The sequence below is a fragment of the Yersinia massiliensis genome (genome assembly GCF_003048255.1).
GTDB classification, from domain to species: Bacteria; Pseudomonadota; Gammaproteobacteria; order Enterobacterales; family Enterobacteriaceae; genus Yersinia; species Yersinia massiliensis_A.
This window is the reverse complement of sequence record NZ_CP028487.1, coordinates 2,034,940-2,048,089: the sequence shown is the minus strand read 5'-3', so window position 1 is coordinate 2,048,089 and position 13,150 is coordinate 2,034,940. Positions and strand designations below refer to the sequence as shown.

The following is a 13,150-nucleotide window of genomic DNA, read 5'->3' as shown; positions in this document are numbered from 1 at the left end:
TTGCACGTTACCCACCGGCCCTTTATCATTCGTTCATACCGGAACGGACTGACACAAACGCAACGCAGTTGCGGAATAGAACGTTTAGCCGCTACAATGTTCATGCGTTAATTACTCCACACGTTTAGTTAATGCACCCGACGCCTCAGTGCCGCACACTGGGGCGTCACCCCATAACATCACCGATATCGCAATAATCTCTGCAATAATTGACTGCGCTATATACCCCTTTGCTTTTAGCCGCTTAGTCTCATCGCGATCTAAAATTCCATCAGCCGTAAACTCATTGTGAGCACGACCAAAATCACCCAAAGCCACCAGCAGATCGTTAAATTTGATAAGCAGCTCATCGTTGCCAATGTCATTAACCTCCGGCAGTTTCACAAAAACACCACCAGCACGCTTGCACATAGCTTCGGTAATATCGGAACGTCCAGAGATTGATTCCATCTCTACCGCCATCCCAAATGGCACCACCTGCCCTGCAAGCTGGCGCACCCGATTACGTAATGCATTCTCGGTACCAGTCAGCGGACAAAGCTGTCTTGCCATCGCGTCATACTTGCCAGCCGTTTGAGTGATCAGCTGATGTATTGCGTCACTGATATCCGGCTGAGTTGGAAAGTCTTTGTTATCCACAATGTTTCTTCCTCTTTGGTGGTTTTATTTGGACTTACTAAGCTCTATTGTTTTTATAGAGAGCGGGATTGAACCTCAGAGCGCCATCTGTTCTTAGCGCGGCTTCTGCTGCTCGGCCTTTAGGAATCAATCGCCCTGGCCGTTTTCTCCATTGATAAATGGCCTCAGGCGATACTCCATAAAATTCAGCAACGAGGTTCGCATCGCCGAAATAGTTCTCTAATTCATCAGTAGTCATAGCACCCTCCATCTAAGTTATCTTAGATATTAAAATCAAATTTATCTTTGGTCAATTAAAACTAAGATAACTTAGCTTCATGTTGATTAGGATAAGTTCATGGAATCAGTTGGGCAGCGAATTAAACGGCTAAGAACAGCATCAAAAACAACACAGAAAGCCTTAGGTGTTTACTGTGGTGTGTCTGACGTCTCCGTTGGTTATTGGGAAAAAGACCTCAATGTCCCTAAAGGCGAGTCTCTGATAAAATTAGCTAAATTCTTCAATACATCAGAGGGTTATATTCTATATGGTGTAGATTTTGGCGGTGCAGAGCCAGTAATATCTAATGTCCGAAGAATCCCTATTCTCTCTTGGGTTCAGGCTGGTGCTTTTACGGAGACTGCTGCAGCTGAACTTCTTGAAAACGTTGATGAATGGATGGATACAGGGCTGAGGGTTTCACCTACATCATTTGGCCTACGAGTGAAAGGTGACTCTATGACTAACCCCTACGGGCTGCCAAGTATTCCTGAAGGTGCAGTCGTTATCGTAGATCCAGAGGTAGAAGCTGCCAGTGGTAAAATAGTCGTTGCTCGTCTAGCTGGAACTAATGAAGCTACAGTCAAAAAACTATTAATTGATGGCCCGCACAAATTTTTAGTCCCGCTAAACCCACGCTATAGCAATATTCCAATCAATGGCAATTGCACCATCATCGGTGTAGTTCGCGGCGTACAGTACGAACTCTAACTAAAATTCGACTCTTTCCAGAGTCTTGTGCCTAAAAAACTAAGTTTAATTAGATTTATCATTGACACAAAATCTAAGTTAAATTAGATTTAGTTCATCAATAGCGAACAGGCAGGACGCCCACGTAGTAGCTGCCGGTGGCATAGAAACACCGGATGATTCGCTAAACAGGGTTAACAGTGTGGAGTAACAAGCATGAGTGCAGAGCGCGAACCGTACATTTACGCAGCTGATTTAAGTGCTGAGGAACTCTTAGCGTGGTTAGAGTATCGGCTCGATACGGTGAAAGTTTTTGTCCGCAAAAAGGCCGCTATGGAAAGTGATTTAGTATCAGCAGCCTGTTGGAGTCGGGAGGTTATTGGTTGTCTTGATAAAGGCGGCTTGTATGGTGTCCGTACTTCTCAGGAGTCCACTCTTCCAACAGAAGTTGGTCTGGCACAAAAACAGATTTCTGAATTTCGAGAATTTTTAAATAATTTTGGGATTCAGTTGAAAGGTTTTCAGGATGAAGATCTTCCAACAGAACAAACAGACAGTCCTCATAACTGAGATCTCTGATGGTTTGCGGTAACCACTTTGTTTTTAAAAAGATTTTATGATGTAGGGCCGCGGCACCAGAAAGGCTTACTGATGGAACTGAATACTTATCGCGATGTTCTTGCAGTGTTAACTCAAGAATGAGGATCAAATAGGCACTTGCCCTAGCCTGTCGAACTTCAATTTTATCTCGGTAGTCTCCATGAGAAAAAAACAGTTCGGAGACGTTTAGCTTCTTGCATACATCAGTAGAAATTTCATGCCACAGAATTGAATGACTGCTCATATCGCATTCCTTCTTGGTTGTGTGAGAACTCCCAAGATACCACCGCCGCCTGAGGTGGAGAAGTAAACAGGCACTGATTTGAGTTCCATTGCTGTGCTGTGTCTTTAGCGGCTGCGCCTGCCAACACCAGTTATGGCCAGCCGCACTTTTTACACACAGAGAAGTGCTCCGGACGGGTTTTCCTTTAAACCTGTACAGTATAAAGCCCCCGGATCGGTGCACTTCTCTGTGTGTGGAGTTACTAAACGCGGCAGGTGCCGCTTAATGAGAGGTAGCCAAAATGAGTGAACGCCAAACTGATGTAGCAACGTTTATTAGTGATTTAGACAAAGTTGAAACGTTTATCGGTAAATTTAAAGCGTAATTAATTAAACCTTAATTTAATAGTATCACTTCAAATATCCCAGCAATAGGGTATTTGGCGGGGTATTACCTAAAAACCGTGTGGAGTATATTTATGACTTGTATTACTACTTATTCAGGTTTGACCTTTGATTATTTAAATCCTATTCCTAGCAGTATTAGCGATAAAGATATTATTCAAGGCTTATCCAATGACTGCCGTTTTGCTGGGCAATTACCAGTATTCTATTCCGTAGCTCAACACTGCTGGTTAATGAGTCAAATTGTGCCGGAAGAATTCGCTCTTGAAGCCTTATTGCATGATGCAAGCGAGGCATATTGCAGAGATATTCCCTCCCCTCTTAAACGCCTACTGCCTGATTACAAAGTTATTGAGCATCGAATCGATATGGCCATTCGTGAAAAGTTTGGGCTTCCTGCGGAAAAGTCAGAAGTCGTCCATTACTGCGATCTGATTATGCTGGCAACCGAACGCCAAGAACTAGACATCGATGATGGTAAGGAATGGCCGATGCTTGAGAGTATCCCTCTGGCTGACATTGCAATAGTGCCAATGACGCCAAGCCAGATCCGTGTCGTATTCGCGGCACGACTCAATGAGTTAACTGCGGCCACTCAATCATGATGTACGGCCTGTTTCTACTCGTCTGCTACACCTTTCAGCCGTGCCAGTACGAGCCGCAAGGCTACGTCTATCCGGATGATAAGAACTGTATAGCCGACATCCAACAGCAAGGTCTACCACCTGAATATGAATGCCTGCCGGTTGATGGCGTTCTCTATGCGAGGAAACAATGATGATTACTACAGCATCGGTACAATGCTATCCACCAGCGATAGAATGACTCTAGTCACGACCCGTGTGCGGCGGGCTTTTAAATAAACAGTGTGGAGTAAACCCCATGAGCGAAGATAGCGGAAAATTACTAACTCGCGCTGAATTGGAAGAGATCACTGGTTTTGTTCAACCCAAGAAGCAGTGTGAATGCTTACGAGAAAATGGCATTTTTTTCATCGAACGCAAAGATGGTAGGCCCAGTACAACATGGGCGCATGTTGAGCACCCTCTTTCTTCCCGCAATATCATTCAGAACGTGCCTGAAGATCAACCTAACTATGGGGCTATTTAATGTCACGTCCACGCAAGAACCCAGCAGATTACTGGATGCCACCACGGGTTCGTAAAGGCAAGTCTGCATATGAATTCAGGGCAATAGACGGGAGAACAATTCGACTATGTAGCTTTGAATGCAGTCAGGCTGATGTATGGGTTGCCTTTGAAAAATTAATGATTAGCCAAAAAGAGGATTCGACATTTACTGGTTTGATTAATGAATTTCTATTGTCAGGTGATTTTTGTGAACTAGCTGCCGAGACACAAAAAGATTATCGAAAATACTCATCAAAAATAATAGCCGTGTTTGGAAAAATGTCTCCAGACAACATAAAACCAGAGCATATTCGAAAGTATATGGATAAACGCGGTGCAAAAAGCAGGGTTCAGGCGAACAGGGAAAAGTCCTTCATGTCGAGGGTGTTTCGATGGGGATATGAGCGTGGGAAAATAAAGTTAAACCCTTGCCAAGGGGTTAAGCAATTTAAAGAAAAAGCCAGAACTCGCTATATAACCGATGAAGAATACACTGCACTTTATGATGTTGCTCCATCGGTCGTAAAAGTAGCTATGGAGTTAGCTTATTTATGCTGTACTAGGCAAGCGGATATTTTAGATATGAAAAAAGGGCAGTTGCTGGAGAATGGCATACTTATACAACAAAGCAAAACTGGCGTTGCCCAAATTAAAGCTTGGACACCTAGGCTGCATGAGTCTATACGGCAGGCTGGCACTCTTCCTCTAAACCAAGGTGTTATGAGCATCTATTTGTTGCACCAGCAATCAGGATCACGCTTCACCCGCGATAGTTTTAATGCCCACTGGATGAAAGCAAAAAAAGCGGCTGCTGTGAAATATCCAGAACTGGAGTTTAACTTCACTTTCCACGATCTAAAAGCAAAAGGTATTTCAGATCTAACTGGTTCTTTATATGACAAGCAGGCAATCTCAGGGCACAAAAACGCATCACAGACCGCAAGATATGATAGAAAAATTAATATTGTTCCAGTTGTGGGCGGGCAAGATGTGGCGAAGTGATATGGCGAAACAATGGTGAAAGGTGATTTCAGGCACAAAAAAACCGCCTCTCGGCGGTTAACGACATACTCATACTACTTTGTTTTACTTAGAATATTTTCCATGGTGCCCGGGGCGGGACTTGAACCCGCACAGCCATAAGCCGAGGGATTTTAAATCCCTTGTGTCTACCGATTTCACCACCCGGGCTCTGGAAAACTGGAGGCGCGTCCCGGAGTCGAACCGAGGTAGACGGATTTGCAATCCGTAGCATGGCCACTCTGCCAACGCGCCTTATTCTTCTTTGCCTTTGCAACTTAGATTCGCTTAGAGCCAACCTATTAATTTGGAGCGGGAAACGAGACTCGAACTCGCGACCCCGACCTTGGCAAGGTCGTGCTCTACCAACTGAGCTATTCCCGCAACATCAGAACTTACTGATTCTTTTGCTATCTTTCGACAATTTGTTGCTGCCGTCTGATGCGATGCATTCTACTTACCTGACGCACTGAGTCAATAAAATTATCAGACTAATGCGTTCGTTTGCTGCTTTTTGCGGCGCTTCGATCAAGGTTCGACCAAATCTTTCCAAGCGGCGCTTAAATATTGAAACATAGACCAGAAAGTCAGTACAGCAGCAATGTAAAGAAGCACAAAACTGGCGAACTCAATATTATAGTCGGGCCGCCAAAGCAAGCCAACAAGTGACCCCATTTGAGCCGTTGTTTTAACTTTTCCAATCCATGAAACTGCGACGCTACTACGTTTACCGAGTTCTGCCATCCACTCACGGAGGGAGGAAATGATAATTTCTCGCGCTATCATGGTTGCTGCGGGTAATGTAATCCACCAAACATGGTAATGCTCGGCGACTAATACTAACGCAATCGCGACCATAACCTTATCCGCTACAGGGTCAAGGAAAGCCCCAAAGCGGGTTGTTTGCTTCCAACGACGCGCTAAAAAACCATCAAACCAATCGGTTGCTGCAGCAATAACAAAGATAATGGCGCAAACCATCGGAGCCCATACGAATGGCAGATAAAACGCCAATACGAAGAATGGGATGAGTGCTACACGAAACAGGGTAAGCCAAGTCGGTATATTCAATTGCATAATGCTACGATAACTATCTGGCTGGTGTGGACATTATGAGTATGGTGCAACATTAGCCTCAGTGTTTCAATGCATTGTAGATTTTTTCTGCCAATGCTTGTGAAATACTCGGCACTTTTGCAATTTCCTCGACGCTTGCGTTGAGTAAAGGCTGCAACCCGCCCATATATTTCAGCAATATTTGCCGTCTTTTTGGGCCGATCCCCTCTATCATTTCTAACGCACTGGTATTTTTTACTTTAGAACGACGCTGCCTGTGTCCTGTTATTGCATGGTTGTGAGAGTCATCTCGTATATGTTGGATCAGATGCAACGCAGGTGAGTCTGGTGGTAGGGAAAAACCCTCCCCCTCAGCTTCCAAAAACAATGTTTCCAGACCCGCTTTTCGATCACTCCCCTTTGCAACCCCGACCAATAATGGTTTTTGCTTATCCCACGGTACATTAAGCTCGGCAAAAACATCAAAAGCCTGAGATAACTGACCTTTCCCACCATCAATAAAAATAACGTCAGGAATTTTGTTCTCATCTAATGCCTTGCCATATCGACGCTTAAGTACCTGAGACATTGCTGCATAATCATCACCAGGCGTAATACCACTAATATTGTAGCGCCTATATTCTGAACGTACAGGCCCATTTGCATCAAATACAACGCAAGATGCGACTGTTTGATCTCCCATCGTATGGCTAATGTCAAAACACTCCATACGATTGATTTCACCGAGATTAAGAATTTTGGCTAATTCTTTCATTCTTTGATGAATAGTTGACTGCTGCGATAAACGAGTAATCAGTGCTGTTGAAGCATTTGTGCGAGCAAGTTTCAGATAGCGAGCTCGATCACCTCGGGGGCGACTTTGGATCTGAATTTTTCTCCCCGCCAACTCAGAAAGAGATGAGGCCAACAACTCTTTATCCATAAGAGTAAAGTCCAACAAGATCTCCCCAGGCAGGGTACGACCTTGACTTCCTTGTAAATAGAATTGGCCAACGAATGTCTGGACGACTTCACTAAGCTCAGTCCCTGCGGGGACTTTAGGAAAGTAGCTTCGGCTACCCAGCACTTTCCCTTGCCGAATAAATAGTACATGAACGCAGGCTAATCCGGCATCAAACGCAACACCAATGACATCAAGATCCTCGCTATCACCGGAAACGAACTGCTGTTCAGTCACCCGCCGCACGGCTTGTATTTGATCACGGATACGTGCGGCATCTTCAAACTGGAGTGATTTGCTGGCTTCTTCCATTCGCGAAATCAATTGGGTCAAAACTTGCTGATCTTTGCCTGATAGGAACAAACGCACATAGTTGACCTGACGCTGATATTCTTCGTCACTCACCAACCCAGTGACACACGGCCCAGAACAACGACCTATTTGGTATTGCAAGCAGGGCCTCGAGCGATTTCGATAAACACTGTTCTCACATTGCCTGACAGGAAATAACTTTTGTAATAATGCCAATGTTTCACGCACAGCGTAGGAGTTCGGGAATGGCCCGAAATACTCTCCTTTCTCATGCTTTGCCCCACGATGGATAGCCAGTCGTGGATGCGCATCTGCACTCAAGAAGATAAGTGGGTACGACTTATCGTCCCGCAACAATACATTGTAACGAGGCTGATAAAGCTTGATGTAATTATGCTCAAGCAGGAGCGCTTCTGTTTCCGTATGAGTCACAGTCACGTCTATTTGAGCAATATTCTTGACCAAAGTCTCTGTTTTGCGACTCGCGACTTGAGCGCGAAAATAACTCGTTAGACGCTTTTTGAGGTCTTTGGCTTTACCAACATATATTACTGTCCCCGTTTTATCATACATACGATAAACGCCAGGTTGACTGGTGACAGTTTTTAAAAACTCTTTAGAATCAAAACAATCAGTCACTATTAGATAACATCTCCGAGTTAAATAGACCATGGCGGATAGCCAAGTGTGTCAATTCAACATCACCACTGATATTCAGTTTACTAAACATGCGATAACGATAGCTATTTACTGTCTTTGGACTCAGATGAAGCTGCTCCGAAATCTCATTAACCTTCTGGCCTTTCGTTATCATTAGCATAATTTGCAACTCACGCTCTGACAAACAACTAAAAGGTGTTTCAACAGGAGGTTCTAGCTGACTCAAAGCCATCTGCTGAGCGATATCCGAGGCAATATAACGTTGCCCTGAATGAACCGCACGAATAGCGTTAACAACATCTTGGGGCGCAGCCCCTTTACTTAGATACCCGCCCGCGCCGGCCTGCATAACTTTTGCAGGCAACGGATTCTCCGTATGAATGGTTAGCATGATAACTTTAGTATCCGGAGAGAAACGCAATATTTTGCGTGTTGCTTCCAATCCCCCAATACCGGGCATGTTCATATCCATCAAAACAATATCGACAACATGGCTACGACACCATTTCACCGCATCTTCGCCACACTGCATTTCACCCGCTACCTTGATACCCTTGATATCTTCTAGAATGCGTCGTATCCCTGCGCGCACCAGTTCGTGGTCATCAACAAGAAGAACGCTAATCAAAGAAAATTCTCCAAAATAAGGGAGTAGCCTAATCAAGCTTCGTATACTGGAATGATATTACTTGTTTTCGAACAAATAATGAATACAGAAAAATTGCAAATTCTTATCTATATTGTTTGACATATATTAATTTCATCAACATTTTAACTATGTGCATAAATTTGCAGACATATCAATTACCCATCTGACTATAAAAATAGTTTTTTTAAGATTTTTCTTGTCAAAACAAACTATTCAAGCAAAAAATAATTGTTAACATTGAAAATGTTAAACTTACATTTAAAATACACAACATATTGATACAACTCATGATCATGCGAAATGACTGCTACGAATTAGTCTTAGTTTTACTTATTAATTGTTTATCACTCATTCACTTTTAGTCTGTGAGTATTTCGACAATTTTATTTGTGCAAAACAGCATGGTTTTTATGAACATAACTAACTTTATTAAGTTAATGGCTTAGATGAAGAGACAAAGATGGGTGAACATCGAGTTGTCTAGTCACAGACTCGGTCAGAATCTGAGCTATCAATTAAAGATTACGCACTTGTTATCAAGGCGAACTATCAGTTTATGGTATAATTCAACGATTGTTTAATAATGCGGCTAAATGTGCATTACATGTTGTCAATTCAGGAAAAAAAAATGAGTAATCCAGACTATACCACTTCTGCAGATCCAGAAACTTTAGCGAACGAAGTAGCCTGCTTGAAAGCAACATTGACCTTGCTACTAAAAGCCATCGGCCAAGCCGATGCTGGGAAAGTAATCTTAAATATCGAACGTTCTATTGCCGGTATTGAAGATGCAGCTCAAGCTGAAGTTTTCACCAATACAGTTGCTCAAATCAAAAACGGCTATCGTCAATAGCCTGTAGATAACATGTGACACCCAGAATTACTGTGCTGCCGAATTGGTAAAATTCATAATTTTCATTGAATTACATTAAATCGGCAGTTTCTTTTTCATTGTTCGAGAGTGCGATGGGATTATTGCTAAAAGCAGTGATTGGTGCCTGTGTTGTGGTACTTATCGGAATATTATCGAAGACACGTAATTACTATATTGCTGGGCTAATTCCGTTGTTTCCGACTTTCGCCCTCATCGCACACTATATTGTTGGGAATGAACGAAGTCTTGAAGCATTGCGGATGACGATTATTTTTGGCTTATGGGCCATCATCCCTTACTTTATCTATTTGATATCACTTTATTTTTTCATAGACCACTTGCGCTTACCACTCGCTTTAAGCGCTGCTGTTGTATGTTGGATTGTGGCTGCCTGGATACTCATATCTGCTTGGAATCTATGGCATAGTTGATGACAAGCTACGCCATAAAATAAGATGACTCAACGTAACAGCAATAATATGAGTGCGTGAATCGCTAGCATGCCCACTGAAAAAGTGAGATTGAGATTGCTGATATCTTTGGACCTTCGTTCATCAGAAATTTCGTCACTTACCTGAATTTTCCTAATTCTGTAGACCCAATATCCACCCATAATCACAAATAACAATGCTAAAGACACCGCCAACAATGGGTATCCCCACACTAAATATTCGCTGAGCGCTGCAATAGCAAACCAAAGAATGACAAAAACCATGATTGAATACCTACAGTTTTAGGGCTTGTAATCTTAACACAATACCTAAAAAGTTGATTGAAGCTATTTATTGTAAACACTCTTTGAGTACCCAAAGACTCACACTCCCACCATTGACTGGAAATACTGCTATCCCAGCTTCATCAGTCGTAATAGTAGCGGGATGGTGCCCTAAGTAATCAACAAATTCTTTATTAGGCAACCCTTTCCCAAGGGTAATTTCCTTTTCATTTTCCGCGCTATTAGAAAGAATTACGACACAACCGGGGTCTTCTTCCGTACCCGCGCGAACAAACGCAATACAGTTTTTATCATCAAAATAATCTGTTTGCGCACCATGAGCAAAACGTTGCCTAGCTTGTATTAATTTTTCCAGTTCACCAACAATCGGCATTTCTATCTGATATGTACCTCCATCATCACCATTATCTTCATAACTCGCGCCGAAAAGATCTGGGTAGAAAACGCAGGGAATACCTTGCTCACGCATGAGAATCAATGCATAAGCTAGTGGTTTGAACCACGGTTCTACTGGCGCTTCGAGTGATTGGAGGGGTTGAGTATCATGATTCGCGACTAATGTGATGGCATGAAATGGATCAACCTCAATTAGAGTCCCACTGAATATTTGGGTCAAATCATACTCTTCACTTTGTTTTGACGCATCATGGAAATTGTGGTGCAAAGCCACATCAAATAACATGGCATTACCCTCGGTCTGAGCAATATATTGCTGTAACTTTTCGATATCAGGTGACCAATACTCGGCAATAACCATTAAGTCTCGCCCAGCTTTATTTCGTACATGCTCGATCCACTCTTTATAGAACCATGCGGGAATATGTTTTACGGCATCTAAGCGGAAACCATCAATAGGTATTGTGTCAAGCAACCACTCGCCCCAATACTTTAGCTCCTCCTTTACCGCAGGATTACGAAATTCAATATCGGCCCCCATCAAATAATCAAAGTTACCTAATTCATCATCAACCTCGGTATTCCAACCCTCATCACTATAATCATTTATGATTTTAAAAATCCCCTCATCTGATGGATCTTCAATATAATCTACCCCTGTAAAACACTGCTTATCCCAAATAAATGATGAGTATGTTTGTTGGCGTCCAGGAAATGTGAAGCGTGTGTAAGCCTGTGCATCTATAATTTCTTCGTCAATTTCAGTGCGGTTTTCAGGGTTAACTCTGCGAACACTGACGTTCTCTTTTTCATCAGCACCCATTTTATGGTTAAGCACCACATCAAAAAGAACTTTTATCTCCATTTCCTTTAGCCGGCCAATCCCATGAAGTAGGCCTTCTTTATCGCCATATTTTGTCGCTCGTGTTCCCTTCTGGTCAAACTCGCCTAAATCAAACAAATCATAGGTGTCATACCCAACGGAATAACCTCCTGAAGCACCTTTATAGGCAGGGGGAAGCCAAACAAAATTAATGCCAAGCTGACTAAGATGTTCCGCGCGGTCAGAGACTTCCTGCCATAATTTGCCGCCATCCGGATAGTACCAATGAAAAAACTGGAAAATAGTTAGGTTTTTCATATTATTGTAATCTCCATTTTTACCTTGCAACCCATAGTATGGCTTACTTTAAAAAAGTGGGTCTGGTAATAAGGTAATACACTGTGTATTACTTTTAACGCTGCGCACATGGGGTGCTGATATCTCCGTATCGATAATGAGGCTTAAATGAATATAGTGGACATTCCGTTTGGTATCACTGATTGGTCAACAATTGCGAAAACCAAACATGACGGGGATCATGGCGTTGCCTACTGGCAAACACAGCACTTTGGCAATATAAGAGTACGTATGGTGGAATATAGCGCAGGGTACGTGGCTGACCATTGGTGCTCTAAAGGACATATTTTATTGTGTCTTGACGGTGAAATGAGCACTGAGTTGGTTGATGGTCGGACTTTTATTTTAAAAGCAGGTATGAGCTATCAAGTTGCAGACGATGCAGAAGCGCACCGTTCCTCCACAGTATCAGGCGCTAAACTTTTTATTGTCGATTAATACTTCAAAATCAACACACGCCTGATATGAGCTAACAGTCCACCCTAGACTGTTAGCTCTGAACCCGCTTTTAACGTCCTTCAGGTAAAGAATCAATCGGATTATCTGGATATAAAACTCGGCTACGGCGTCTGATAATTTCAACCTGAAATGCAGCCATGACCGCAATCATAATTAAAATTTCGCCAAAACCACCTTGTTCAGTTGGCCGATTATAAAGGTATTGCAATGTACCAATAATCCATTTAGATCCAACAAGCAGCATAAACAAAGTGATAGTCAGTGGTGTTCCTTTACAAAAAATACGCCCATCCGGTTCGCGCCAGATCTCAATAAGGCGGCCTTGTAAAATACCAATGACAATACTAAATAATACACCGCTACCTAAGACTAACCAGGAAGTCATGGTAGCTGGCATATATGTGCCACCCACTACCAGCCCGACCATCCCATAAACCCAAGCCCATTTAAAGCGAGCTGGACCTAACAACACCTCGTGGCTGACCGACTGACGGTACAATGCAAAAAGTGTTAGTACCAGAATAATCAGTATTTGTACGGGAGTCATCGCTATCTCCTTCAAGAGAAGCATTTAGTCAGGGATAAAGCACCTTCATCTATGGGAATGACTATCTGCATTAGCAATACATGCATGCTTTATCAGTCTTTACAGAAACCAGGACGATTAACAACACACTAATCGAACTGTACAAAGTTTAGCCTATTTTACGATGAATAACATAATAGAATTAATATTAATCTTATCCAGGATCCATATTAATGAATTTGAAGTTTCAGATATTAATGTTAACAACTATTTTAACTTGCGCTAACAACTTAGCATTAGAAGTGAAATAGCATTCATTGCTTAACTTGGCCCATTTAATCTGGTCAGGTAAATGCTAAACTATCTACGCTTTTTA

At 42.6% G+C, this 13,150-nt stretch carries 16 protein-coding genes and 3 tRNA genes; 7 read left to right on the top strand and 12 right to left on the bottom strand.

Features of this window, described 5'->3' with window-relative positions; genetic code table 11:
- Positions 1–111: 111 nt before the first annotated feature.
- Together DA391_RS09610 and DA391_RS09605 are read right to left on the bottom strand one after the other, a co-directional pair.
- Positions 112–639, bottom strand: a complete 528-nt coding sequence (locus tag DA391_RS09610; protein ID WP_057650005.1) for a YmfL family putative regulatory protein — start codon at positions 637–639, stop codon at positions 112–114.
- 37 nt (positions 640–676) lie between these two features.
- Positions 677–877, bottom strand: a complete 201-nt coding sequence (locus tag DA391_RS09605; RefSeq protein WP_057645851.1) for a Cro/CI family transcriptional regulator — start codon at positions 875–877, stop codon at positions 677–679.
- A gap of 99 nt (positions 878–976) precedes the next feature.
- Here DA391_RS09605 and DA391_RS09600 point away from each other — a divergent pair, with 99 nt between their 5' ends.
- Positions 977–1,609: a LexA family protein gene (locus tag DA391_RS09600; protein ID WP_108087623.1), complete on the top strand. Its 633-nt coding sequence runs from the start codon at positions 977–979 to the stop codon at positions 1,607–1,609.
- A 355-nt stretch (positions 1,610–1,964) separates the two neighbouring features.
- Here the strand turns inward: DA391_RS09600 and DA391_RS24710 are convergent, their stop codons facing one another.
- A complete protein-coding gene (locus tag DA391_RS24710) occupies positions 1,965–2,432 on the bottom strand; it encodes an ECs1072 family phage-associated protein (protein ID WP_108087622.1) in 468 nt (155 codons plus the stop codon).
- Positions 2,433–2,889: 457 nt separating this feature from the next.
- Between DA391_RS24710 and DA391_RS09590 the strand changes: the two genes are divergently transcribed.
- The 3 genes from DA391_RS09590 (at position 2,890) to DA391_RS09580 (ending at position 4,947) form a co-directional block, all read left to right on the top strand.
- Entirely contained in the window at positions 2,890–3,420 is a 531-nt protein-coding gene (locus tag DA391_RS09590; RefSeq protein WP_108087621.1) for a hypothetical protein, read from the top strand.
- A 277-nt stretch (positions 3,421–3,697) separates the two neighbouring features.
- Positions 3,698–3,925: a DUF4224 domain-containing protein gene (locus DA391_RS09585; protein WP_050134996.1), complete on the top strand. Its 228-nt coding sequence runs from the start codon at positions 3,698–3,700 to the stop codon at positions 3,923–3,925.
- Positions 3,925–4,947 carry a tyrosine-type recombinase/integrase gene (locus DA391_RS09580; RefSeq protein WP_108087620.1) on the top strand — a complete coding sequence of 341 codons (1,023 nt, stop codon included), beginning with the start codon at positions 3,925–3,927 and terminating at the stop codon, positions 4,945–4,947. The genes DA391_RS09585 and DA391_RS09580 overlap by 1 nt, the downstream gene beginning before the upstream one ends.
- Positions 4,948–5,050: 103 nt before the next feature.
- Here DA391_RS09580 and DA391_RS09575 read toward each other — a convergent pair.
- The 6 genes from DA391_RS09575 to uvrY all read right to left on the bottom strand — a co-directional run bounded on the left by DA391_RS09575 (position 5,051) and on the right by uvrY (position 8,582).
- Positions 5,051–5,136: transfer RNA gene (locus DA391_RS09575), tRNA-Leu, on the bottom strand.
- A 10-nt stretch (positions 5,137–5,146) separates the two neighbouring features.
- Positions 5,147–5,220: transfer RNA gene (locus tag DA391_RS09570), tRNA-Cys, on the bottom strand.
- A gap of 53 nt (positions 5,221–5,273) precedes the next feature.
- Positions 5,274–5,349 (bottom strand) — tRNA-Gly (locus tag DA391_RS09565).
- 144 nt (positions 5,350–5,493) lie between these two features.
- Complete coding sequence (gene pgsA, locus DA391_RS09560) at positions 5,494–6,042, bottom strand: CDP-diacylglycerol--glycerol-3-phosphate 3-phosphatidyltransferase (RefSeq protein WP_050080514.1); 549 nt, start codon at positions 6,040–6,042, stop codon at positions 5,494–5,496.
- 58 nt (positions 6,043–6,100) lie between these two features.
- Entirely contained in the window at positions 6,101–7,933 is a 1,833-nt protein-coding gene (gene uvrC, locus DA391_RS09555) for an excinuclease ABC subunit UvrC (protein ID WP_050080512.1), read from the bottom strand.
- Positions 7,926–8,582 carry a UvrY/SirA/GacA family response regulator transcription factor gene (uvrY, locus tag DA391_RS09550; protein WP_050080511.1) on the bottom strand — a complete coding sequence of 219 codons (657 nt, stop codon included), beginning with the start codon at positions 8,580–8,582 and terminating at the stop codon, positions 7,926–7,928. Before uvrY ends, uvrC begins: the two co-directional genes overlap by 8 nt.
- 649 nt (positions 8,583–9,231) lie before the next feature.
- On the opposite strand from uvrY, the gene DA391_RS09545 reads away from it, so the two are divergent.
- Both DA391_RS09545 and DA391_RS09540 read left to right on the top strand, forming a co-directional pair.
- Positions 9,232–9,456 carry a DUF2594 family protein gene (locus DA391_RS09545; protein WP_019210309.1) on the top strand — a complete coding sequence of 75 codons (225 nt, stop codon included), beginning with the start codon at positions 9,232–9,234 and terminating at the stop codon, positions 9,454–9,456.
- 113 nt (positions 9,457–9,569) lie between these two features.
- The gene (locus DA391_RS09540; protein ID WP_050080509.1) at positions 9,570–9,908 is read left to right on the top strand and encodes a GlpM family protein; all 339 of its coding nucleotides are present in this window, start codon (positions 9,570–9,572) and stop codon (positions 9,906–9,908) included.
- Between the two features lie 29 nt (positions 9,909–9,937).
- On the opposite strand, the gene DA391_RS09535 is transcribed toward DA391_RS09540, so the two are convergent.
- Both DA391_RS09535 and amyA read right to left on the bottom strand, forming a co-directional pair.
- Positions 9,938–10,192 (bottom strand): hypothetical protein, encoded by a 255-nt coding sequence (locus tag DA391_RS09535; RefSeq protein WP_050080508.1) that lies wholly within the window; start codon positions 10,190–10,192, stop codon positions 9,938–9,940.
- 67 nt (positions 10,193–10,259) lie between these two features.
- Positions 10,260–11,750 carry an alpha-amylase gene (gene amyA / locus DA391_RS09530; RefSeq protein ID WP_108087619.1) on the bottom strand — a complete coding sequence of 497 codons (1,491 nt, stop codon included), beginning with the start codon at positions 11,748–11,750 and terminating at the stop codon, positions 10,260–10,262.
- Between the two features lie 147 nt (positions 11,751–11,897).
- On the opposite strand from amyA, the gene DA391_RS09525 reads away from it, so the two are divergent.
- Positions 11,898–12,227: a DHCW motif cupin fold protein gene (locus tag DA391_RS09525; protein ID WP_050080505.1), complete on the top strand. Its 330-nt coding sequence runs from the start codon at positions 11,898–11,900 to the stop codon at positions 12,225–12,227.
- Positions 12,228–12,297: 70 nt separating this feature from the next.
- Here the strand turns inward: DA391_RS09525 and DA391_RS09520 are convergent, their stop codons facing one another.
- Positions 12,298–12,795, bottom strand: coding sequence for a hypothetical protein (locus DA391_RS09520; RefSeq protein ID WP_050080504.1), 498 nt, complete (start codon positions 12,793–12,795; stop codon positions 12,298–12,300).
- Positions 12,796–13,150: the final 355 nt, after the last annotated feature.